Source organism: Rhizobium sp. Root483D2 (genome assembly GCF_001426685.1).
Classification (GTDB): Bacteria; Pseudomonadota; Alphaproteobacteria; order Rhizobiales; family Rhizobiaceae; genus Pararhizobium; species Pararhizobium qamdonense.
Window position 1 is genome coordinate 45,220 of record NZ_LMFB01000044.1, and the last position, 21,925, is coordinate 67,144.

At 59.9% G+C, this 21,925-nt stretch carries 19 protein-coding genes; 8 read left to right on the plus strand and 11 right to left on the minus strand.

All coding sequences use genetic code 11. From position 1 onward, the window contains the following. The first annotated feature begins 37 nt into the window (after positions 1 to 37). From ASD32_RS27365 to rpmG, 3 genes are all read left to right on the plus strand, one after another. Complete coding sequence (locus ASD32_RS27365) at positions 38 to 658, plus strand: NUDIX hydrolase (RefSeq protein ID WP_162252716.1); 621 nt, start codon at positions 38 to 40, stop codon at positions 656 to 658. A 13-nt stretch (positions 659 to 671) separates the two neighbouring features. Then, positions 672 to 1,856: an MFS transporter gene (locus tag ASD32_RS27370; protein ID WP_060641197.1), complete on the plus strand. Its 1,185-nt coding sequence runs from the start codon at positions 672 to 674 to the stop codon at positions 1,854 to 1,856. Between the two features lie 94 nt (positions 1,857 to 1,950). Further along, positions 1,951 to 2,118: a 50S ribosomal protein L33 gene (gene rpmG / locus ASD32_RS27375; RefSeq protein ID WP_037107821.1), complete on the plus strand. Its 168-nt coding sequence runs from the start codon at positions 1,951 to 1,953 to the stop codon at positions 2,116 to 2,118. Between the two features lie 716 nt (positions 2,119 to 2,834). Here rpmG and ASD32_RS27380 read toward each other — a convergent pair. Continuing rightward, on the minus strand, positions 2,835 to 4,202 hold the full coding sequence (locus ASD32_RS27380; RefSeq protein ID WP_060641198.1) for a PleD family two-component system response regulator: 1,368 nt from the start codon (positions 4,200 to 4,202) through the stop codon (positions 2,835 to 2,837). Between the two features lie 109 nt (positions 4,203 to 4,311). Beyond that, positions 4,312 to 4,683, minus strand: a complete 372-nt coding sequence (locus ASD32_RS27385) for a response regulator (protein ID WP_060641199.1) — start codon at positions 4,681 to 4,683, stop codon at positions 4,312 to 4,314. 164 nt (positions 4,684 to 4,847) lie between these two features. Here ASD32_RS27385 and ASD32_RS27390 point away from each other — a divergent pair, with 164 nt between their 5' ends. From ASD32_RS27390 to ASD32_RS27405, 4 genes are all read left to right on the plus strand, one after another. Continuing rightward, the gene (locus tag ASD32_RS27390) at positions 4,848 to 5,120 is read left to right on the plus strand and encodes a DUF3572 domain-containing protein (protein ID WP_060641200.1); all 273 of its coding nucleotides are present in this window, start codon (positions 4,848 to 4,850) and stop codon (positions 5,118 to 5,120) included. 11 nt (positions 5,121 to 5,131) lie between these two features. Then, on the plus strand, positions 5,132 to 5,764 hold the full coding sequence (locus tag ASD32_RS27395) for a hypothetical protein (RefSeq protein WP_060641428.1): 633 nt from the start codon (positions 5,132 to 5,134) through the stop codon (positions 5,762 to 5,764). Positions 5,765 to 5,924: 160 nt separating this feature from the next. Further along, a complete protein-coding gene (locus ASD32_RS27400) occupies positions 5,925 to 7,214 on the plus strand; it encodes a DNA polymerase IV (RefSeq protein ID WP_060641201.1) in 1,290 nt (429 codons plus the stop codon). Positions 7,215 to 7,305: 91 nt separating this feature from the next. Then, entirely contained in the window at positions 7,306 to 8,535 is a 1,230-nt protein-coding gene (locus ASD32_RS27405) for a L,D-transpeptidase family protein (RefSeq protein WP_060641202.1), read from the plus strand. A 58-nt stretch (positions 8,536 to 8,593) separates the two neighbouring features. Here ASD32_RS27405 and dnaE read toward each other — a convergent pair whose 3' ends face one another. Beyond that, entirely contained in the window at positions 8,594 to 12,100 is a 3,507-nt protein-coding gene (dnaE, locus tag ASD32_RS27410) for a DNA polymerase III subunit alpha (protein WP_060641203.1), read from the minus strand. Positions 12,101 to 12,562: 462 nt separating this feature from the next. On the opposite strand from dnaE, the gene ASD32_RS27415 reads away from it, so the two are divergent. After that, entirely contained in the window at positions 12,563 to 13,147 is a 585-nt protein-coding gene (locus ASD32_RS27415; RefSeq protein ID WP_082546958.1) for a hypothetical protein, read from the plus strand. Positions 13,148 to 13,185: 38 nt separating this feature from the next. Here the strand turns inward: ASD32_RS27415 and ASD32_RS27420 are convergent, their stop codons facing one another. From ASD32_RS27420 to nuoN, 8 genes are all read right to left on the minus strand, one after another. Beyond that, positions 13,186 to 13,869, minus strand: coding sequence for an ABC transporter ATP-binding protein (locus ASD32_RS27420; RefSeq protein WP_060641204.1), 684 nt, complete (start codon positions 13,867 to 13,869; stop codon positions 13,186 to 13,188). 18 nt (positions 13,870 to 13,887) lie between these two features. Continuing rightward, entirely contained in the window at positions 13,888 to 15,195 is a 1,308-nt protein-coding gene (locus tag ASD32_RS27425) for a lipoprotein-releasing ABC transporter permease subunit (RefSeq protein ID WP_060641205.1), read from the minus strand. An 11-nt stretch (positions 15,196 to 15,206) separates the two neighbouring features. Next, the gene (gene proS, locus ASD32_RS27430) at positions 15,207 to 16,535 is read right to left on the minus strand and encodes a proline--tRNA ligase (protein ID WP_060641206.1); all 1,329 of its coding nucleotides are present in this window, start codon (positions 16,533 to 16,535) and stop codon (positions 15,207 to 15,209) included. Between the two features lie 654 nt (positions 16,536 to 17,189). Continuing rightward, positions 17,190 to 17,459, minus strand: coding sequence for a DUF1467 family protein (locus tag ASD32_RS27435; protein WP_060641207.1), 270 nt, complete (start codon positions 17,457 to 17,459; stop codon positions 17,190 to 17,192). A 132-nt stretch (positions 17,460 to 17,591) separates the two neighbouring features. Next, the gene (mce, locus tag ASD32_RS27440; protein WP_060641208.1) at positions 17,592 to 17,996 is read right to left on the minus strand and encodes a methylmalonyl-CoA epimerase; all 405 of its coding nucleotides are present in this window, start codon (positions 17,994 to 17,996) and stop codon (positions 17,592 to 17,594) included. Positions 17,997 to 18,006: 10 nt separating this feature from the next. Further along, positions 18,007 to 19,674: a ribonuclease J gene (locus ASD32_RS27445; protein WP_060641209.1), complete on the minus strand. Its 1,668-nt coding sequence runs from the start codon at positions 19,672 to 19,674 to the stop codon at positions 18,007 to 18,009. Between the two features lie 35 nt (positions 19,675 to 19,709). After that, positions 19,710 to 20,477 carry a biotin--[acetyl-CoA-carboxylase] ligase gene (locus ASD32_RS27450; RefSeq protein WP_060641210.1) on the minus strand — a complete coding sequence of 256 codons (768 nt, stop codon included), beginning with the start codon at positions 20,475 to 20,477 and terminating at the stop codon, positions 19,710 to 19,712. Then, a complete protein-coding gene (nuoN, locus tag ASD32_RS27455; protein ID WP_060641211.1) occupies positions 20,474 to 21,916 on the minus strand; it encodes an NADH-quinone oxidoreductase subunit NuoN in 1,443 nt (480 codons plus the stop codon). The genes ASD32_RS27450 and nuoN overlap by 4 nt, the downstream gene beginning before the upstream one ends. Positions 21,917 to 21,925 lie beyond the last annotated feature (9 nt).

The window sequence follows — 21,925 nt, forward strand, 5'->3', positions numbered from 1 at the left end:
AACCCGATCGCTGCGGCCGCGTGAGGCCGCGTCGGTCATGCTTTTGGACCGCTCGCAGGATCGCGTGCGGGTTCTCGTCGGCAGGCGGCACAAGGCGCATGTCTTCATGCCCGACCTGCATGTCTTTCCCGGCGGGCGCCGCGACAGGGACGATCACAGGCTCGCCTTTGACGGCGACATGCATCCGGCGGTGCTGGAGCGTCTCAAGACCGCCTACAAGCACGCAGCCTCCGAAAGCCGCCTCCGCGCCATCCCGCTTGCGGCCCTTCGGGAACTGCATGAAGAAGCAAGTATCGCTGTCGGCACCAAAAGCTTCGGAAACACTCCGTTACCTTTTCTTCCCGATCTCACAAACTTGCGCTATATGGCACGGGCAATTACGCCGCCGGGACATCCGCGACGGTTCGACACCCACTTCTTTGCCCTGTTCACGGACGAGGCGGGCGTCGATCCCCGCGATATCCGCGACAGCCGGGAGCTCGAAGATTTGAGATGGATTGATGTGAACGATGTCTCGCAGGTGCGATTGCCGGACATTACCGGGATCATCCTTGCGGATTTGCGGGCAAGTCTTCAATCCGACGCATCTCTGCCCTTCGGGAGACCGGTTCCGTTCTACTACACCCGTCATGGGCGCTTCGTCCGAGACCTCCTTTAGGGAAAATCATTGCATGTCACAGCCGCCGTCCGGCACGCCTGCGCCAGTTGAGGAAATACACTGGCCATCGCTGGTCGCTGCCATTGCCGCCATCTCGGCTGTTGGTATCGCAATCGGCCTCGGCTTGCCGCTGCTCAGCATCATCATGGAAAAGCGCGGCATCTCCTCGACGATGATCGGGCTGAATTCCGCCATGGCAGGCCTGGCCTCGATGGCGGCGGCAACGGTGACGGCGAAGATCGCCCACCGGTTCGGCGTTGCCAACACCATGCTGCTCGCCATCGTCTTTGCCGCAATCAGTGCGCTCGGCTTCTACTATATCGAAAACTTCCTCTTGTGGTTTCCACTGCGCGTCGTCTTTCACGGCGCCATCACCGTGCTGTTCGTGCTGTCGGAATTCTGGATCAATGCCACAGCCCCGCCCAGCCGCCGTGGGCTTGTGCTGGGCATATATGGCACGGTTCTTTCGCTCGGCTTTGCCGCCGGCCCCCTGCTCTTTTCCATTCTCGGCAGCGAGGGCATCCTGCCCTTCGCCTTCGGCGCCGGCGTTATTCTTCTGGCCGCCATCCCGATCTTTCTTGCCCGCAACGAAAGCCCGCAACTGGACGAGAAGCCGGAGCTGCATTTCATGCGCTACGTCTTCCTGGTGCCGACGGCCACAGCCGCCGTGTTCATTTTCGGCGCGGTCGAATCGGGGGGCTTGTCGCTGTTTCCGATCTACGGCACCCGCAGCGGCTTTTCCGAAGCGCAGGCAGCGCTGCTTTTGACCGTCATGGGCATCGGCAATGTCATCTTCCAGATTCCGCTGGGCATGCTGTCCGACCGGATGAAGGACAGGCGCAATCTCTTGGCGCTGATGACCGTCGTTGGCCTTGTTGGCGCGCTCTGCTTGCCGCTCCTGCAGGGCAATTGGTGGCTGATGGCGATCGTGCTCCTCTTCTGGGGCGGCAGCGTCTCCGGCCTTTATACGGTGGGCCTCAGTCATCTCGGCTCGCGCCTCACCGGCGCCGACCTTGCCGCCGCCAATGCCGCCTTCATCTTCTCCTATGCGGTGGGAACGGTGGCAGGACCGCAAGCGATCGGCGCCGCCATGGATATTTCGGGGAATAACGGTTTTGCCTGGGCTATCGCCGGATTCTTCGGGCTTTATGTGGTACTTTCCGTGGTGAGAATCGTTTTCAATCCAAAACGGACTTGACTTTTCGGGCGCGATTTGTAGTTTCGCGCCAAGTTTGCCGGGACCCTTCCCTTGGAAGTCCGCGGCTTTGTTTTTTTATAAAGGCAGGACGACCATGGCGAAAGCTGCAAAAATCAAGATCAAGCTGCTGTCGACGGCCGACACAGGGACTTTCTACGTTACCTCGAAGAACAGCCGTACGAAGACGGACAAGATGTCCTTCACCAAGTACGACCCGGTCGTACGCAAGCACGTTGAATTCAAGGAAACCAAGATCAAGTAAGATCCGGTTGACCTGATGGAATTGGAAAAGGCGCCGGCTGAAAAGCCAGGCGCCTTTTTTCTGTTCGCCTTATGGAAATAGAGGGTGGTTCCCTGGCCTGCGGCCTAAAACAAAAAACGCCGTCCCGGTGACAGGGACGGCGTTTTAATGGGCGTCGGCTGACCGCCGCCGCGGCACGAGGAACCGCATTGGCAACAGATCAGCCGACAAACCCCACGACCCAGGAGATGCGGCGGACCTGACATCATGGGGTAACTGATGGGAGCTGTTTCTCCCTTGAGAAGGAGAATTGACCGAAAATAAAAAAAAATCAATGCAATTTCAACTATGGCACAGGGAGGTGCGCGCCACGGTTGAATCAACCATTGCTTAATATACCGTCCAGCGTCAATCCCGCTATCGGTTGATTCTCAATAAATTGTCATTTCGACGTGCGGTTACTTTTTCATAGAATGGGAAAATGGCAATGCGAAACTCTTCAATGAGATTTTCGAAATATTTAAATATCTGAATTATATGATCTATTTGAGTTAACTAGAATTAACCATTGATTTTTCGCGTATAGACAGCAGGTAAAATTGCGTAATTTTACTACTCATGCACGATCAAAAACACGCGCACACGCTTACCGGTAAACATATTACACAACCGGGAACATTTTTCTTTTTTCCTGTGGAAAAACCCGCACAGGGGCCTAAGCACTGTCCTGATCTGGCTCAGGCGGCAGCGGCGACTACCTGGTTGCGGCCATTGTTCTTGGCTTGATACAGTGCGGTGTCGGCGCGCTTCAGCAAAGCTTCGGCCGTATCACCGCCCGGATTAAGCGTTGCGATCCCAAGCGATGCGGTGATCGACAGAGGCATATCGGAACCCGGCAGGGCGAAACTCCTGTCTTCGACGATAGTGCGCAGGCGCTCGGCAATGGCTGCGGCCGCATCCGCCGGTGTGTCGGGCATGACGACGACGAATTCCTCGCCGCCAAACCGGCAGGCAAGGTCTGCACCGCGCACCGTGGAACGGACGCGATGGGCGAAATCGCGCAGCACCTCGTCTCCGGCATCATGACCGTAGGTGTCGTTGACGCTCTTGAAGCGATCAATATCGGTGATGCAGATCGACAGCGGCCGGCCACGGGCAAGAGCGCGGTCGATCAGGAGCTTCAGATGGTTGTCGAGATAGCGGCGATTGTGCAGGCCGGTCAGCCCGTCCGTGACCGCCAGCTCGATCGTCTGCTTGACGCTGGCGCGTAGCCGGTCATTGCAGTGCTTGCGGCGGATCTGCGTCAGGCTGCGGGCCACCAGCTCGTTGGGATCGACTGGCCGCATCAGATAATCGGTGACGCCGAGATCGAGCGCGCGGACCACCATATCGTCATGGCCCTGCTCTGCGATGATCAGAAGAGGAATGTAGCGCGTGCGCTCCAGCGAGCGGAGCTGCGAGCAGAGCCGCAACGGATCGTAGTCGTCAAAATTGGAATTGACGATGACCAGATCGAAACTGTTTTCGGCGGCCTCGAACAGGGCGGCTTGCGGATCCGACATCGCCGTCACGTCGGCGACCGGCTTCAGGGCGCGGATGATGCGCTCCTGCGAGCTGCCACGGCCATCGACGAGCAGCACGTTGCCGAACTCATCCGGACGGTCCGTCGCCGTAATGTCCTGCAGGCCGACACTATGGGCCGTTTCGGCGCGAAGGCGCAGTTCGTCGCTGACGTTTTTCAGCCGCACCAGGCTTTTGACACGCGACATCAGTTGCAGGTCGTTGACGGGCTTGGTCAGGAAATCATCAGCGCCGGCTTTCAGTCCCCTCACCCGGTCAGAGGGCTGATCGAGCGCCGTCACCATGACAACGGGAATATGCGCGGTGCGCGGGTTTGATTTCAGCCGCTCGCAAACCTCGAACCCGTCGATGCCCGGCATCATGATATCGAGCAGGATGAGATCGACCGGCTGCTTCTCGCAGATCGCCAAAGCCTCATAGCCGTCGGCCGCCGTCAGGACGTCAAAATACTCGGCCACAAGACGCGCTTCGAGCAACTTGACGTTGGCCGGGATGTCATCGACGACAAGGATCCGTGCAGTCATGCAATCTTTCCTGCCAATAGGCGCCTGAAACGGACAGCCGGTTCAACTGTCATGGCCGTTTCCCGCGCAAGAATATCGTTAAGGGGCAGCGCAAGCCCCTGGCGCTGCATCATGCATCGCCCAAATACGTCTTGATCGTCTCAATAAATTTCGGCACCGAGATGGGCTTTGAGACATAGGCTTCGCAGCCGCCCTGCCGGATGCGCTCCTCGTCGCCCTTCATCGCGAACGCCGTAACGGCGATCACCGGGATGACATGCAATTCGTCGTCTTCCTTCAGCCACTTGGTCACTTCAAGCCCCGAAACCTCCGGAAGCTGAATGTCCATCAGGATCAGGTCCGGCTTGTGTTTGCGTGCAAGATCAAGGGCTTCCATACCGTTCCGGGTCTGGATCGTCGTGTATCCGGATGCCTCGATCAGGTCACGAAAGAGCTTCATGTTCAGCTCATTGTCTTCAACAATCATAACCTGTTTGGGCATTTCGATCCCTTGATTTACGGTTCCGGCTTGCATGGCCGCCGCATCGCTATAAGTTGCGGCGCGGTTGGGCTGACTGACCCGGAAGCTTGAAGCTAAAGCGATTTGGTTGAAAAACCGGTAATATTCCGCAGAAAATTGCCCGGATGCGATAAGGACGAGAGAACGTGACCCCAGCCGAAGAAACAGCGATTGCCATCCTTGGCTGGCTTGCCAACGAGCCGGAACTGCTTGGCCGTTTCCTGGCCTTGACGGGCACCGATCCATCGTCGCTGCGCCAGTCTGCCGCCGATCCCGGTTTCCTTGCCGGTGTCGTCGATTTCCTGATGGGCCACGAGCCGACCCTCATGGCTTTTTGTGAGGCGACCGGCACGCCGCCCGAAGATGTCGTGCGTGCGCATTTCACCTTGTCCGGCCCGGACAATCCGGGAGATTTCTGACCGTGACGGATATGCTCGATCTCAACCATATCCAATTGGCGGACCGGCCGCTGATCGTCTGCGACATCGATGAGGTCGTGCTCGAATTCCTGACGCCGTTCAGCAACTTCCTGCGCTCGTGCGGCCGCGATCTCCTGCCCCGCTCCTTCCGCCTGAACGGCAATATCGTCGAGATCGACACCGGTCTTCCCGTCGAGGATGCGATGACCAGCGAGCTGCTGGAGACATTCTTCAAATTGCAGGACCAGTGGCAGACGCCGGCCGATTGCGTGGTCGATACGCTGGAAGGGCTTTCCAAGGACGCGGATATCATCTTCCTGACGGCGATGCCGCCGCGCCACAGCGCCACGCGCCGCGCGCTGCTCGACCGTCATGGCCTGCACTATCCTCTGCTTGCCAGCGAAGACGCGAAGGGGCCGATCATCAAGCGCCTGCACGATGCCCGCGATGTGCCGCTGGTCTTCATCGACGACATCCTGCGCAATCTCAAATCCGTGCAGACCCATGCGCCGGATTGCCTGCTGATCAACCTGATGGCCAACGCCCAATTCCGGGCGATGGCGCCCGATCCGGGCGACGGCATCACCAAGGCCGACAGCTGGACGGATGTAGCCGCGATCATCCGGACGCATCTTTTGCAGTGAACGCCTGGCCGCGGCCAGATGCTGAGCGCAAAGCTGGTCACGTTCCGCCTCTCCCACCACGCGCACCTTTCCTGGGAAGGTCATCAAGATTGCCTTTCCATGCCTTGAGACTCGTCAGCTTAGGGCGTATCGTGAAAATGTTCAACTTTTGTTCTGATCGATGCAAACAGACGCGCAGCAATTTCCGGGATTTTGCCGAGACTGCCTGACGGGCCAGCCTGCCGGCATTCGCCGGTGCCGGGCCTGTGGCAGTCCGCGCGTGCTGTTCCATGCCGAGCTCTATCAGCTGACACTCGCCCATATCGACTGCGACGCCTTCTACGCTTCGGTGGAAAAACGCGACAATCCGGAGCTTGCCGACAAGCCCGTCATTATCGGCGGCGGCAAGCGTGGTGTCGTCTCCACAGCCTGTTATATAGCCCGCATCCACGGCGTCCGCTCGGCCATGCCGATGTTCAAGGCGCTGGAGGCCTGTCCGCAGGCCGTCGTCATCAAGCCGGACATGGAGAAATATGTGCGCGTCGGGCGCCAGGTGCGCACGCTGATGCAGGAGCTGACGCCACTGGTTCAGCCGCTGTCGATCGATGAGGCCTTCCTGGAACTCAAGGGCACCGAGCGGCTGCATCATGATCCCCCTGCCCGCATATTGGCCAAATTCGCGCGCCGGGTCGAACAGGAGGTCGGCATCACCGTTTCGGTCGGGCTGTCCTATTGCAAGTTCCTCGCCAAGGTGGCGTCCGACCTGCAGAAACCGCGCGGCTTTTCCGTGATCGGTGCTGCCGAGGCTCTGGACTTTCTGAAAGACCGGCCGGTAACGCTGATCTGGGGCGTCGGCAAGGCCTTTGCAGCGACCCTCGAGCGCGACGGCATCCGCACCATCGGCCAGTTGCAGACGATGGAGGAAACGACCCTGATGAAGCGCTACGGCACGATGGGCCAGCGGCTTTTCCGGTTGTCGCGTGGCCAGGACGAGCGCACCGTCGATATCGATGGGGAAGCCAAAAGCGTTTCTTCGGAAACCACGTTCAATGACGATCTCTGCGACTATGACGATCTGGTGACGCATCTGCGCCGGCTGAGCGAACAGGTGGCGCACCGGCTGCGCAAGGCCGATATTGCCGGCCAGACCGTCGTTCTCAAGCTGAAGACGGCCGATTTCAAAAGCCGGACGCGCAACCGCCGTCTCGACAGCCCGACGCGCCTTGCCGACCGGATATTCCGCACCGGCATGCAGCTTCTGGACAAGGAAACCGACGGCACGAAATTCCGCCTGATCGGGATCGGCGTTTCCGATCTCTCCAATCCGGATCGTGCCGATCCGCCGGATCTCATCGATACGCAGGCCACGCGGCGCGCCGCCGCAGAAGCCGCCATCAACGCGTTACGCGACAAGTTCGGCAAGGCGACGGTCGAAACCGGCTATACGTTCGGCAAGGGCCGGCGAAAATAACACGCGTCCCGTGTTCCCGGCGAAACAGCAAAGTTTCCTTAAACCTCTCAAGCTAGGCTCATCTTCTGTTTCTTGCGTGCGGATGTTGTCCATGGTCTTGCGTTTTACATTCGGTCTCGGCGCCGCAATCGCCCTGTCTGCCAGCGTCGCCTTTGCCGGCGAGCCCGCTCCCCTGCAGATCGTCGTTTCCAGGGACCAGCAATCGCTGGTGGTCTATGACGGCGATACCGTTGTGGCCACCTCGAATGTCTCGACGGGCAAGGCCGGTCACGCGACGCCGACGGGGATTTTCTCGATCCTGGAAAAACGCCGCTTTCACAAGTCCAACATCTATTCAAACGCGCCGATGCCGTTCATGCAGCGGCTGACGTGGTCGGGCATTGCGCTGCATGCATCCAATCACGTTCCGAGCTACCCGGCCTCGCATGGCTGCGTGCGGATGCCGGATGCCTTTGCCAAACAGCTGTTCAAGATGACCGGGCGCGGCGTGCATGTGCTGATTTCCGACCGCCAACTGACGCCCGCCGCAATCTCCGATCCGTTCCTGTTCCAGCCAAAGGGAAAAGAGCCGGAGCTGCTGTCGGATGCAACGTTGCGTCCGGGCGTGTCACAGGTCCATACCGAGTCTGTCGAAGTCGCCACGATCGAACCTCCCGCAGAAAAACCTGTTGTGGCGGAGGCGCAGAAGCAGCCGCCGATCCGCATGCTGATCACCCATCGTGGCACGCGTGAAATCACCATGGACATCCAGAACCTGCTCAACGAACTCGGCTATGCCGCAGGTCTTGCCGACGGATATACGGGCGTGCAGACCAGCGATGCCATCAAGGCGTTCCAGACAGCAGAAAACCTGCCCATCGACGGCAAGCCGACAACAGCCTTCATCGACGCGCTCTACGCCAAGGCGGGCAAGGGCAAGCCGCCGAACGGCCAGCTTCTGGTTCGCCGCGATTTCGAGCCGTTGTTTGAAACGCCTGTCCTGATCGAGCAGCCGGACGTGGCGCTCGGCACCCATTTCTTCCAGTTCCAGGATATTGATGCCTTGACCGGCAAAGGCGCCTGGTTCGCCATGACGCTTGACAACGCCCTCTCCGGGCCGATGAAAAAGCGGCTTGGCATCACCGTCGAGGAAGACCCGGCGGCGTTCAATGCCGCCAGGCGCACGCTGGCGCGCATCACCGTGCCGGACGAGACGCGCAGCCGCATCGAGGAGCTGCTTGCCGAAGGCTCATCCCTCACCATTTCCGATATGGGACTTGGCCAGGAAACCGGTGACGGTACCGATTTCGTCACCGTGACCCGCAGCCGCTCGAAATCGTAAGCTGCAAAACGCTGGAGCCTCGCAAGACAAATGCGGCTCTACAGCCTCCTACGAGGCTCTAGACCAGTTCGACGTCGATGACGCCGGGCGCTGTCCTCAGCGCCGCCGCGATCTCCGGCGAGATGCGGTAACGGTCGTTCAGTTCCACCTCGATCTCGCGCTGGCCATTGTCCTTGATGACGATGAACGACACCAGGCCATCGCCACGGGTATTCAGATGCGCCGCGACCGAGCGCAACGGGCCGCTATCGCGGACATAGACGCGCAGCGCCTTCTGCATCTGCAGTGACCGCTCTTCCAGAGATTGCAGCGTCTGGATGCGCATCCCGATGCCTTCCGGCCGCTCTTCGGCCTGCACCGTCATGACGAGTGATTTGCCCGGCTCCAACAGGTCGCGGTACTGATGGAGCGCTTCCGAAAACAGCACGGCCTCGAACTGGCCGGTCGAATCGGAAAAGGCGATGATGCCCATCTTGTTGCCGGTTCGGGTCTTGCGCTCCTGTTTCGAGGTGACTGTTCCGGCCAGGCGCCCGGCCGTCGCACCTTTTTTGACGGAAGCCGCGAAATCGGAAAAGGTCTGGACACGGATCTTGGCGAGCAGCACATTATAGGTATCGAGCGGATGCGCCGAGAGATAGAAGCCCAGGACCTGAAACTCGCGGTGCAGCTTTTCAGAGGCAAGCCACGGCGCATAGGGCGGCAGGTTGATCTTTTCCGGCCCCGTCGCCGCGCCGGCGCCAAACATATCGCTCTGGCCGCTGATCTTGTTGGCCTGAGCAATCTGCGCAAACCCCAGGATACGGTCGAGGCCACCCACAAGCTCGGCGCGGTCATAGCCGAAGCAATCAAAGGCCCCGGCACAAATGAGGCTGTCGAACACCCGCCGGTTCAACAGCTTCGGATCGATCCGCAGGCAGAAATCCTCAAGATCGGCAAAAGGCTCATCGCCACGCACCTCGACGATATGATCGACAGCAGCCTCTCCGACGCCCTTGATGGCCGAGAGCGAATAGTAGATGCGGTTTTCGCCGGTCTCAAAGCGTCGGAACGAGGTCTGGACCGAGGGCGGGATGACCTCGATGCCAAGCCGGTTGGCGTCCTGGCGGAAATCGTTGATCTTGTCGGTGTTCGACATGTCGAGCGTCATCGACGCCGCCAGGAACTCGACCGGGAAATGCGCCTTCAGATAGGCGGTCTGGTAGGAGACGATGGCATAGGCTGCGGCATGCGACTTGTTGAAGCCGTAATTGGCGAACTTGGCGAGCAGATCGAAGATTAGGTCGGACTGCGGCTTGGAGACGCCGTTATCGACTGCGCCCGTGACGAAACGGGCACGCTGCTTGTCCATCTCCTCCTTGATCTTCTTGCCCATGGCGCGGCGCAGAAGATCGGCTTCCCCGAGCGAATAGCCCGACAGGACCTGGGCGATCTGCATCACCTGCTCCTGGTAGACGATAACGCCCTGGGTTTCCTTCAACAGATAATCGATCTTCGGATGGATCGATTCGATCTCTTCCTCGCCGTGCTTGCGGGCATTGTAGACCGGAATATTTTCCATCGGACCTGGCCGATAGAGCGCCACCAGCGCGATGATGTCCTCGATGCAGTCCGGCCGCATGCCGATCAGCGCCTTGCGCATGCCGGCACTTTCCACCTGGAACACGCCGACCGTGTCGCCCTTGGACAGCATTTCGTAGGTCTTCTGGTCGTCGAGCGGCAGCGCTTCGAGCTTGACCTCGATATCGCGCTTCCGGATGAAATCGACGGCGACCTTCAGCACGGTCAGGGTCTTCAACCCGAGGAAGTCGAACTTGACGAGGCCGGCCTGCTCGACCCATTTCATGTTGAACTGGGTGACCGGCATGTCGGAGCGCGGATCGCGATACATTGGCACCAGCTGCGACAACGGCCGGTCGCCGATGACGATACCGGCGGCGTGGGTCGAGGCATGGCGGTAGAGGCCTTCGATCTTCTGGGCGATATCGAGCAGGCGGCCGATCACCGGCTCCTTGTCAACTTCTTCCTGAAAGCGCGGCTCCTCCTCGATCGCCTTCGACAGCGGTGTCGGGTTGGCCGGATTGTTGGGCACCAGCTTGCAGATCTTGTCGACCTGGCCATAGGGCATTTCCAAAACGCGGCCGACGTCGCGCAGTGCCGCGCGCGCCTGCAGCGATCCGAAGGTGATGATCTGCGCCACCTGTTCGCGGCCATATTTGCGCTGGACGTAGCGGATCACCTCTTCGCGCCGGTCCTGGCAGAAGTCGATGTCGAAGTCCGGCATCGAGACGCGGTCCGGGTTGAGGAAGCGTTCGAACAGCAGCGAGAAGCGCAAGGGATCGACGTCGGTGATGGTCAGCGCATAGGCGACCAGCGAGCCCGCACCCGAGCCGCGGCCAGGCCCGACCGGAATATCCTGCATCTTTGCCCATTTGATGAAGTCGGCAACGATCAGGAAGTAGCCCGGAAACTTCATCTTCTCGATGACCGAAAGCTCGAAATCCAACCGCTCGCGATAATCGCTCTCGCTATAGCCAGCCGACAGTCCGAGCTTCTGCATCCGGTCTTCCAGCCCCTCGACAGCCTGGCGGCGCAGTTCGAGTTCCTCGGCGCGCTCGGCTTCTGCCGGATCATCCGTGGCTCCGGTGAAGCGCGGCAGGATCGGCCCGCGCGTCTTCAACACGAAGGAACAGCGCTTGGCGACCTCGATGGTGTTTTCCAGCGCCTCCGGCAGGTCGGCAAACAGGGTTGCCATATCCTTGCGGCTCTTCAGATAATGATCCGGCGTCAGGCGAAAGCGCGTGTCATCCGAGACCATCGCATTGTGCGCCACGGCCATCAGGGCATCATGCGCCTCGAACTCGGCCGGAGACGGGAAGAACGGCTCGTTGGTTGCCACGATCGGCAATTCGAGCTTGTAGGCGAGATCGATGACCCGGTTCTCATGGCGGCGATCATATTTGCCGTGACGTTGAAGCTCGACATAGAGGCGGTCGCCAAACACGGCGGCAAGCGTCTTCAGCCGCGTTTCCGCCAGCGCGTGGTGACCGGACTTCAAGGCCATATCGACCGGACCGCCGGACGCGCCGGTCAGCGCGATCAGGCCTTCCGCCCCGCCCTCCTGCAGCCAGGACAGCGCAATGCGCACCGACTGATTGCTTTCGCCGCCGAGATAGGCCCGGCTGACAATATCGACGAGCCGGACATAACCGGCATCGGTTGCGGCAATCAGCACGATCGCCGGCAGCTTGGCCAGATGCTGGGCATGGCCGCGCTTGTCGCCCTCGCCCTCATCTTCCATGTCGATCGACAACTGGCAGCCGATCAGCGGCTGCAGGCCATCGTCCATGCATTTCTGCGAGAATTCCAGTGCGGCAAACAGATTGTTGGTATCGGCAATGCCGATGGCCGGTTGACCGTCGGCAACAGCCTTGCCGATGATCTTCTTGATCGGCAAAGCACCTTCGAGCAGCGAAAAGGCGGAATGAACGCGAAGATGGACGAACTGGGGAGAGACGCCGCCCTGCGTGGCGCTATCCCGCTGCTTGCCGTTGACCGCATCTGCCATGGTGCACCCCGATTCCCGTGAAGGCCTCAGGATATCCCGTTTCCATCCGCAGATGTCCAGTTTTCATCCGCCTCAGGGCAGCATTTTCAAACCTGCTCCATCTTGTCCACAGTTGGGCCGTCTGCCAGGGCCGCGGACTGGTGAATGCGCTGACATGGCGAAAGCTTGCGCCCGTTTTTACATGCCCATGACGATGATTGAAAAGCTGGCGATGAACATGGCGATGGAGGTCAAAGCGGCGAGATCACGAATGAAGTCAGTCATTGGTCGGCTCCCTTTTCCGTTATGTTCTTATAATGTTCTATTTATGTTCATGCGTCAAGCAGCAACTGCAAATCTGCCGCCGCAGGAAAAGGGAGATGGTAAACAATGTCTGAACAGCCGCCGGCAAAGCCATCCGGCATCTGGACGGCGGCCGGGCCGCCGATTAGTCTGCCTACAATTCAAATCGGGGAATGATCGATGAAGATGTCACTGGCCGTCATGACGGCATGTCTCAGCCTGTCTGCCACGGCCCCGCAGGCAGCCGATGCCATCGATCCCGAGCGCATCATTTTTGCCGCGACCGGCGACTGGGATAAGGACGGCACATCGGACCTCGCCATGCTGGTGGCACCGGTAGACGGCAGCGGCGAGGATGACAATTCCGTTTACATCTACCTGAACGACGGCGACACCGACCGGCTGAAACTGAAAACCGTCGTTGCGAACAAGGTCTGGGGAGATCTGACCATGGCAGGAAGGGCACCGTCGATCACCGCTCTTGCCAACGGCTCGATCCTGATCAACACCCACAATGATTCCGTCGGCCGGGACCGCTGGGAACAGAAGCTGACGGTCGCCTATCGCAACTTCGACTTCGTCGTTGCCGGCTATACCTACACGTCCTACGACACGCTCGATCCCGACAATACGGCGGAATGCGATTTCAACGTTTTGACCGGCAAGGGAAAGAGCAGCGGCAAACCCGTCGCCACCAAGGGCGAAATCGTGCTGCTCAAGGATTGGTCCGACGATCGTGGCCAAACGGCCTGTGGTATCGAATAGGCATAAGACCCGCCTCTAACCGGCAGGCAACCGCAACCTTAGAGCTCGACGACCTTGCCGTCCTCGATGGTGACGCGGCGGTCCATGCGGGATGCCAGTTCGTAATTGTGGGTGGCGATCATGGCCGCAAGACCCGACTGGCGGACCAGGGCCTCCAGGGCTTCAAAGACATAGCCGGCGGTTTCCGGATCGAGGTTTCCGGTCGGCTCGTCGGCGAGAAGCACCAGCGGTGCATTGGCAACGGCCCGCGCGATGGCGACGCGCTGCTGTTCGCCGCCCGACAATTCAGACGGACGATGCTCGGCGCGGTGGCCGATGCGCATGTAATCCAGCAAGGCCGCCGCCCGTTCGCGCGCCTCTGCCTTGTTCAGGCCGGCGATCAGTTGCGGCATCATGATATTTTCGATCGCGGTGAATTCCGGCAAAAGATGGTGGAACTGGTAGACGAAGCCGATATCGTTGCGGCGGATCGCCGTGCGCTTTTCGTCACCGAGCGCGCCGCAGGACTGGCCGTTGATCAGAACTTCGCCTGCATCCGGGCGTTCCAGCAGGCCTGCCAGGTGCAGAAGTGTCGATTTGCCGGTGCCGGACGGCGCCACAAGCGCCACCGTCTGTCCGCCAAACAGCGAAAAATCCGCGCCCTTCAGGATGGACAGGGTTTCTTCGCCCTGGCTGTAATGACGTTCGACGGCGGAAAGCTGCAATGCCACGCGCGCATTCATCGTTGATGTAATCCCCAATTATTCGTAGCGCAGAGCCTGAACCGGATCGAGGCGCGAAGCGCGCCAGGCCGGAAAGATCGTGGCAAGGAAGGACAGGCCAATGGCCATGGCGACGACCGATGTGGTCTCGCCAAGGTTCATATCGGCCGGAAGCTGGCTTAGGAAATAGAGTTCGGGATTGAACAATGTCGTTCCTGAAATCCAGGAGAAGAACTGCCGGATGGATTCGACATTGAGGCAGACAATCACGCCCAAAAGCACGCCTGCCAAGGTTCCGACAATGCCGATCGCCGCCCCGGTCATGAAGAAGATCCGCATGATGGCGCCCGACGACGCCCCCATCGTGCGCAGGATGGCGATATCAGCCCCCTTGTCCTTGACCAGCATGATCAGGCCGGACACGATATTGAGCGCCGCCACAAGCACGATCAGCGTCAGGATCATGAACATGACGTTGCGCTCGACCTGGAGCGCGGAGAAGAAGGTCTTGTTGCGGTCGCGCCAATCGCTGATCAGCACCTGTCGCCCGGCCGCATCCTCGATCGGCTGGCGCAGGTCATCGACCAGGTCCGGATTGGTGACGAACAGTTCGATCGACTGGGCGATGCCTTCGGCATTGAAATAAAGCTGGGCTTCTTCCAGAGGCATGAAGATGATCGAGGCGTCATATTCCGACATGCCGATCTCGAAGATGGCCGAGACGGTGTAGGATTTGACGCGGGGATTTACCCCCATGGGCGTAATATCACCTTCCGGCGCCACCAGCGTGATCGTGCCGCCGGCGGTGATGCCGAGCTGCTGGGCCATGCGCGAGCCGATCGCAACACCGGTGCCTGCGGCATAACCGACGAGATCGCCGGACTGGATGTGATCGGAAATCGACTTCATCTTGGCGAGGTCGTCGGCGCGCACGCCGCGCACCAGCGCCCCGGTGCCAGCACCGCCCGGACCGGAGGCGAGCGTCTGCCCCTCGATCATCGGGATCGCCATGGTGATGCCCTTGACGCCGGAAAACTTCGTCGCAAGGTCGGCATAATTATCGAGCGGGCCATCCAGCGGCTGGACGATCATGTGACCGTTGATGCCGAGAATGCGCGAGATCAGCTCGGTTCTAAAACCGTTCATCACGGCCATGACGATGATCAGCGTTGCCACGCCGAGCATGATGCCGATGAAGGAAAAGCCGGCGATCACCGAAATGAATGCTTCCTTGCGGCGCGAGCGAAGATAGCGCCAGGCCACCATGCGCTCGAATGTGGAAAACGGACGGCTCGACGGCGTCTCTGCGGTCGCTGCCTTTTCCTGCTCTAGCGTCGCGGCGCTCATTCCTTGGTCCCTTATTTCGAGGCGGTCAGCTTGTTGATGGCAGCCTCGATCGTCAATGTTTCGCGGGCGCCGGTCTTGCGGTCCTTGAGTTCGACTTCGCCGCTGGCGACAGAGCGCGGACCGGCAATGATCTGCACGGGAACGCCGATCAGGTCGGCGGTGGCAAACTTGGTGCCGGCGCGGTCGTCCTTGTCGTCGTAGAGCGTGTCGAATCCTGCCTTGTTGAGCGCAGCATAGATGGTTTCGCACGCCGCGTCGCATGCTTCGTCGCCGGATTTCATGTTGATCACAACCGCGTCGAACGGTGCGATCGAAGCCGGCCAGATGATGCCGTTCTCGTCATGCGAGGCTTCGATGATGGCGGGAACCAGCCTGGTCGGGCCGATGCCGTAGGAGCCCATGTGAACCGTGTGTTCCTTGCCGTCGGGGCCCTGAACCTTGGCGCCCATAGCCTCGGAATATTTGGTGCCGAAATAGAAGATATGACCGACCTCGATGCCGCGCGCCGAAACCTTTGAGGCATCGTCGATCGCATTGAAGGCCGCCTCGTCGTGCATTTCCGAGGTGGCGGCATAGAGCGAAGTCCACTTGTCGAAGATCGCCTTCATCGCAGCTGCGTCCCAGAAATCCGTATCATCGGCCGGAATATCGAAATCGAGGAAGTGCTTGTGGCAGAAGACTTCCGATTCACCGGTATCGGCCAGGATAATGAACTCATGGCTGAGATCGCCGCCGATCGGGCCGGTATCGGCCCGCATCGGAATGGCGCGCAGGCCAAGCCGCGCGAATGTGCGCAGATAGGCCGCGAACATGCGGTTGTAGCTGTCAACAGCGCCTTCGCGGTTGAGATCGAAGGAATAGGCATCCTTCATCAGAAACTCGCGCGAACGCATGGTGCCAAACCGCGGACGGCGTTCGTCGCGGAATTTCAGCTGGATATGATAGAGATTGAGCGGCAGGTCCTTGTAGGACTTGACGTAGGAGCGGAACACGTCCGTGATCATCTCCTCGTTGGTCGGTCCATAGAGCATGTCGCGCTTGTTGCGATCCTTGATCCGCAGCATTTCGTCGCCATAGGCGTCATAGCGGCCGCTTTCCTGCCAGAGTTCGGCCGATTGCAGCGTCGGCATCAAAAGCTCGATGGCGCCGGCGCGGTTCTGTTCTTCGCGGATGATTTTGGTGACCTTGTCGAGAACCCGCTTGCCGAGCGGCAGCCACGTATAGATGCCGGCCGACTGCTGGCGCACCATGCCGGCACGCAGCATCAGCCGGTGCGAGACGATTTCCGCTTCCTTCGGGGTTTCCTTCAGAATGGGCATGAAAAAGCGGGACAGGCGCATGAACGGGTTCCAGAAGTTAAAAGCACTTCGCACTATCGGTTGAATCGGGCGAAATAACGTTGAGCCTGCAGGCCCCGCGCGCGTCAGCCGCGCAAACCGGACACTGCCGTTTGACTGTTTGCCGCGACGATCCGGACAGCTGATTCCACGAGAAAGGATGCACCGCGCTCACGCGTTCATAGACGCTTCGCAGCAGGAAGAAAACCCGTCATCGCTTTTGGCAGAAAGCGCAAGCGGGCACTGCATTTCAAGGAGTGAAAAAACAAAAATACCTGCGTCAAAAAGGCACGGTAGTAACAGGATTTTGACAGAAGTTGTCAACGGAAAAATTTTACTCAAGTGTAGCAAAAATGCAAAAAAATGGGATGACAACGCATAATGTTTGGGCTAGTTTTGGCCCACAAAAGAGGCAGGGAGATTAAATTCTTGTCGATTTCGCGGTCAAGTCTTGGGAGGATAAGATCTTAGGCGCGTTTACACGCAGCCACCGGCAACGGATAAGGATCACGCGATACTTTAAAGAACAAGGCTTTCAGCCTTGTTTTTTTTTGACTTTTACACAGGTTGTGTTCATCCAGAAAATGGAAGCCGCCTCAATCGCGGCAATTCTGTGGCAGCGTCAACGGCGCGGTCCGCCTGCCGGAAGCGTCAACCTCAGTAAAACTTCGGCGCAAATTGCGGGATGGAATCCAGGCCGTAGCCCAGCCGCACGGACAGGATATACCAGGCGGCGTGGATAATAGCCGCCAGAACCGAGGTCATCAAAAACACCCGCAACGCACGAAAACGCGCCGGAGCGCTTTCGACGCTGCCCGGCACCACCTCGTTTTCATCCGCCTGCGTGCGCAAGCCGATCGGCAGGACGATGAACAGCGCCAGCCACCAGATGATGAAGTAGATCGCAAAGGTGGAAAAGATCGGCATGGTCGTCTCTCGTTACGAGGGGAGATAGATGTCTCGCCTCATGTCTCGTGCGCGCTGGCATGGCGCCTTATAGCGCCTCACTGAACGCCCGACAAACACCCTGTCCGATAAATACCGGCACGCGGTCTTCTGTCACACCTGTTCGAGTTCGATCAGCGTCCCGAAGAAATCCTTCGGATGGAGAAACAGCACAGGCTTGCCATGCGCGCCGGTCTTCGGATTTCCATCGCCCAGCACCCTGCCCCCGGCCGCAATCAGGCTATCGCGGGCGGCATGGATATCCTCGACCTCGTAGCAGATATGATGCATGCCGCCGGCCGGATTTTTCGCAAGGAAAGCCGCGATCGGTGACGCCTCCCCGAGCGGCTCAAGAAGTTCGACCTTGGTATTATCAAGCGTGACGAACACAACGGTGACGCCGTGCTCTGGCAGCGCTTGCGGAGCGGTCACCGAGGCACCGAGCATCGACCGGTACCGCTCCGCCGCTCCGGCAAGATCCGGAACGGCAAGAGCGATATGGTTGACACGTCCAAGCATCGGAGACCCGTCAGAGCTTGTTGATGAACACGGTGACAACGGGCTTCTTGCCCCAGACGTCATTGGCCGTACCACGAATGGCGCGGCGGACGGCTTCCGTCACCATGGCGATATCCTTGCGCTTGCCGCGCGGGATGCTTTCGACAGCCCCCAGGACCGCGTCATAGAGCGTATCGTTCATGTCTTCGCCTTCGTCATCGAATTCAGGCAGGCCGATCGGAACGACGATCGGGTCGGCGGCGAAATCGTAGCGCGCGTCCAGAATGACGTTGACGGCGACGTGACCGGCAAAGGACAGCTTGCGGCGTTCGCCGATGCCCATTTCCTCGAAGTCGCCGATCAGGCTGCCGTCCTTGTAGATCCGCCCATGCGGGGCTTCGCCAATGACGGTGGCCGGTCCAGGTGCCAGACGCAGAATGTCGCCGTTACGCACCTTCGGAACGGTTTTGATGCCCGACTGCAATCCGAGTTCCGCCTGTGCTGTCAGATGCGCGGCTTCGCCGTGGACCGGGACCAGCATCTGCGGGCGCGTCCAGGCATACATCTGCTGCAGTTCGTTGCGGCGGGGATGGCCGGAGACGTGGACCAGCGCTTCGCTATCGGTAACGATATGGATGCCCTGTTCGACGAGGCCGTTCTTGATATCGTTGATCGCCTTCTCGTTGCCGGGAATGGCGCGCGATGAAAACACCACGGTATCGCCTGCAGTCAGCGCCACATTGCGCATCTCGTCGCGCGAGATCTTGGCAAGTGCGGCGCGCGATTCGCCCTGGCTGCCGGTCAGGATCACCACGACCTTGTCGCGCGGGATATAGCCGAACTCGTCCTCGGCGATGAAGGGGTTCAGCCCTTCCATCAGCCCGACATCGCGGGCGACGTCGCAGACGCGCTTCATCGAGCTGCCGAGCAGCAGGACCTCGCGGCCGGCCGCAGCCGATGCCTTGGCGATCGAGCGGATGCGGCCGACATTGGAGGAGAACGTGGTGATCGCCACGCGGCCCTTGGCGTCCTCGATGATCTTGGTGAGGCTGGTCGAAACCTCCTCTTCCGAGGGGGAGACGCCATCGCGCATGGCATTGGTGCTGTCGCACATCAGCGCCAGAACGCCCTCGTCGCCGATCGCGCGGAACCGCGCTTCATCGGTAAAGGGCCCGAGCGACGGAGCATGGTCGATCTTCCAGTCGCCGGTATGCACGACATTGCCGAGCGGCGTGCGGATGATCAGCGACATCGGCTCGGGGATCGAATGGTTGACGCCGACGGCTTCGATTTCGAAAGGCCCGACATTGATGCGGTCGCCTTCCTTGAAGATGGTGATCGGCACCTGGGCGCGGCTGCGCTCGTAGGAGCGCTTGGCTTCCAGCATGCCGGCCGTGAACGGCGAGGCATAAACCGGGACATTGAGGCCCGGCCACAGATCGGCCAGCGCGCCATAGTGATCCTCATGGGCATGGGTGATGATGATGCCCTTGAGGTTCTTGCGCTCTTCGGCAAGGAACCGGATATCGGGCAGCACCAGATCGACGCCGGGCAGATCGAGGCCCGGGAAGGTCACGCCGCAATCGACCATGATCCACTGGCGGTGGGCGGGCGAACCATAGCCGTAAAGGGCCAGGTTCATGCCGATTTCCCCCACTCCGCCCAGCGGCAGGAAGACGAGTTCGTCTTGTTTGCTCATTGATTGATTGCGCCTTATGTCACCCCAAATGGGGTCTATCCAAAAAATACATCGCCTGCGGCGATGCGTTGAACCGTGCCTGCTCCCAGATCGAGCATCAGCCGGCCGTCTTCATCTATGCCTTCGAACCGTCCGGAAAGCGAGCGATCCGGCAGGTTGACTGTAATCTTCTGGCCGATACCGCCTGCTGCGGACCGCCATTGTGCGATAATCTCTGCAATGCCGTCGCCGCGGTTCCAGGTGTTCAACGCATCGGCCATGCTGCGGAACAGATGGGCAAACAATTCATCCGGCGAAACGGCAGACCCTTCCGCCTGCAGGCTGGTGACCGGATAAAGCCCCTGCTCCGGCACCAGCGCGACATTGATGCCGCAGCCGATGACCAGCGCGTGATGCCCGTCCGGCAAGCCCTCGCCTTCCAAGAGGATACCGCAGCACTTCTTGCCCGCAATCAGAATATCATTCGGCCATTTGATCGAGACCGGATTGGAGCCTGACGGCATCACCGCCTGGATTGCCCTGTGGACGGCAACGGCCACCGCAAGCGGCAGCGATTGCAGTTTTTCCATCGGCGCCGGATCGATCAGAAGGAGCGAGGCGTACAAATTGCCCGGCTCCGACGCCCATTGGCGGCCCCGGCGCCCACGGCCGGATATCTGCCGCGCGGCGGTGATCCAGTGCAGGCCCGGATCACCGGCACGCGCCCGGATCAGGCATTCGGTATTCGTCGATCCGACATCGCCCAGAGCGGTATGGCGGAAATTATCGAGCGAAACCCTGCCGATCCGGTCCTGTCCTGTCAAAAGAATGTCCGCGCTGCAACTTCGGCCGCCGTGCCGATCGGTCCACCGATCAGAACATAGGCGAGAACGAACAGGCCGGAAAGGCCGTAGACCAGGCGCAAGATGCCCGACGGACGCGCAAATTCGCCCTTCGGATCATCAAACCACATCAGCTTGATGACGCGCAGATAGTAATAGGCGCCGACGACGGAGGCGAGAACGCCGATGATCGCCAGGGCATAGAGATGCGCTTCGATCGCCGCCATGAACACGAAGTACTTGGCAAAGAAGCCTGCAAGCGGCGGAATACCGGCGAGCGAGAACATCATCACCGTCAGCACGGTCGCCATCAGCGGATTGGTCTGCGACAGGCCGGCGAGATCATCGACGCTTTCGACGTGATTTCCGTCCTTGCGCTTCATCGCCATGATGCAGGCAAAGGTGCCGAGCGTCATCACCATATAGACCAGCATGTAAATCAACACGCCGCGCACACCGGCCATCGAGCCGCTGGACAGGCCCACGAGCGCATAGCCCATATGGCCGATCGACGAATAGGCCATCAGCCGCTTGATGTTCTTCTGGCCGATGGCGGCAAACGAGCCGAGCAGCATCGAGGCGATCGAGATGAAGACGATGATCTGCTGCCAGTCGGTGACGATCGGCTCGAACGGCATGATGACCAGCCGGATCAGCATCGCCATGGCCGCAACCTTCGGCGCGGCGGCAAAGAAGGCCGTCACCGGTGTCGGGGCACCCTCGTAGACGTCCGGCGTCCACATATGGAACGGAACGGCGGAGATCTTGAAGGCAACGCCGGCCAGAATGAAGACCAGGCCGAAGATGAGGCCAAGCGAACGGCCTTCTGCCGAGAGGGCAGCGGCAATACCGTCGAAGCCGGTATGGCCGGTAAAGCCATAGACCAGCGACATGCCGTAGAGCAGCATGCCGGACGACAGGGCACCGAGCACGAAATATTTGAGGCCCGCTTCCGTGGAACGCAGGTTGTCGCGGTTCATGGCGGCGACGACATAGAGCGCCAGCGACTGCAGTTCGAGCGCCAGATAGACCGAGATCAGGTCGTTGGCCGAGATCATCAGCAGCATGCCGAGCGTTGCCAGCACGATCAGGACCGGGAATTCGAACCGGTCGATGCCGGTCGAACGCGCCTCGCCCGCCGACATGATCAGCGCCACCATGGAGCCGAACAGCGTCAGCACCTTCATGAACTTGCCGAAGGGATCGGAGAGGAACGCGCCGTTATAGGCCTGACCGTCGCCGGTCTGCCAGACCAGCCAGACGCCGGAAACGGCGAGCAGGCCAACGGCAAGCCACGTCACCAAACCCGACGATTTCTCGCCGGAAAAGACGCCGATCATCAACAACACCATGGCGCCAACCGCAAGGATCAGCTCGGGCGTCGACAGGTGCAGGCTAGCGAGGAATGTTTCAGCAGTCATTTCAATCCC

Excerpts from the sequence above, each read along its gene's own strand:
- ASD32_RS27385 (WP_060641199.1), bottom strand. The coding sequence starts at position 4,683 with ATGCCCAAACAGGTTATGATTGTTGAAGACAATGAGCTGAACATGAAG.
- ASD32_RS27425 (WP_060641205.1), bottom strand. The coding sequence starts at position 15,195 with ATGAGCGCCGCGACGCTAGAGCAGGAAAAGGCAGCGACCGCAGAGACG.
- ASD32_RS27380 (WP_060641198.1), bottom strand. The coding sequence starts at position 4,202 with ATGACTGCACGGATCCTTGTCGTCGATGACATCCCGGCCAACGTCAAG.
- dnaE (WP_060641203.1), bottom strand. The coding sequence starts at position 12,100 with ATGGCAGATGCGGTCAACGGCAAGCAGCGGGATAGCGCCACGCAGGGC.
- ASD32_RS27400 (WP_060641201.1), top strand. The coding sequence starts at position 5,925 with ATGCAAACAGACGCGCAGCAATTTCCGGGATTTTGCCGAGACTGCCTG.
- rpmG (WP_037107821.1), top strand. The coding sequence starts at position 1,951 with ATGGCGAAAGCTGCAAAAATCAAGATCAAGCTGCTGTCGACGGCCGAC.
- ASD32_RS27435 (WP_060641207.1), bottom strand. The coding sequence starts at position 17,459 with ATGCCGATCTTTTCCACCTTTGCGATCTACTTCATCATCTGGTGGCTG.
- mce (WP_060641208.1), bottom strand. The coding sequence starts at position 17,996 with ATGCTTGGACGTGTCAACCATATCGCTCTTGCCGTTCCGGATCTTGCC.
- ASD32_RS27445 (WP_060641209.1), bottom strand. The coding sequence starts at position 19,674 with ATGAGCAAACAAGACGAACTCGTCTTCCTGCCGCTGGGCGGAGTGGGG.
- ASD32_RS27415 (WP_082546958.1), top strand. The coding sequence starts at position 12,563 with ATGAAGATGTCACTGGCCGTCATGACGGCATGTCTCAGCCTGTCTGCC.
- ASD32_RS27365 (WP_162252716.1), top strand. The coding sequence starts at position 38 with ATGCTTTTGGACCGCTCGCAGGATCGCGTGCGGGTTCTCGTCGGCAGG.
- ASD32_RS27420 (WP_060641204.1), bottom strand. The coding sequence starts at position 13,869 with ATGAATGCGCGCGTGGCATTGCAGCTTTCCGCCGTCGAACGTCATTAC.
- proS (WP_060641206.1), bottom strand. The coding sequence starts at position 16,535 with ATGCGCCTGTCCCGCTTTTTCATGCCCATTCTGAAGGAAACCCCGAAG.
- ASD32_RS27370 (WP_060641197.1), top strand. The coding sequence starts at position 672 with ATGTCACAGCCGCCGTCCGGCACGCCTGCGCCAGTTGAGGAAATACAC.
- ASD32_RS27395 (WP_060641428.1), top strand. The coding sequence starts at position 5,132 with ATGCTCGATCTCAACCATATCCAATTGGCGGACCGGCCGCTGATCGTC.
- nuoN (WP_060641211.1), bottom strand. The coding sequence starts at position 21,916 with ATGACTGCTGAAACATTCCTCGCTAGCCTGCACCTGTCGACGCCCGAG.
- ASD32_RS27405 (WP_060641202.1), top strand. The coding sequence starts at position 7,306 with ATGGTCTTGCGTTTTACATTCGGTCTCGGCGCCGCAATCGCCCTGTCT.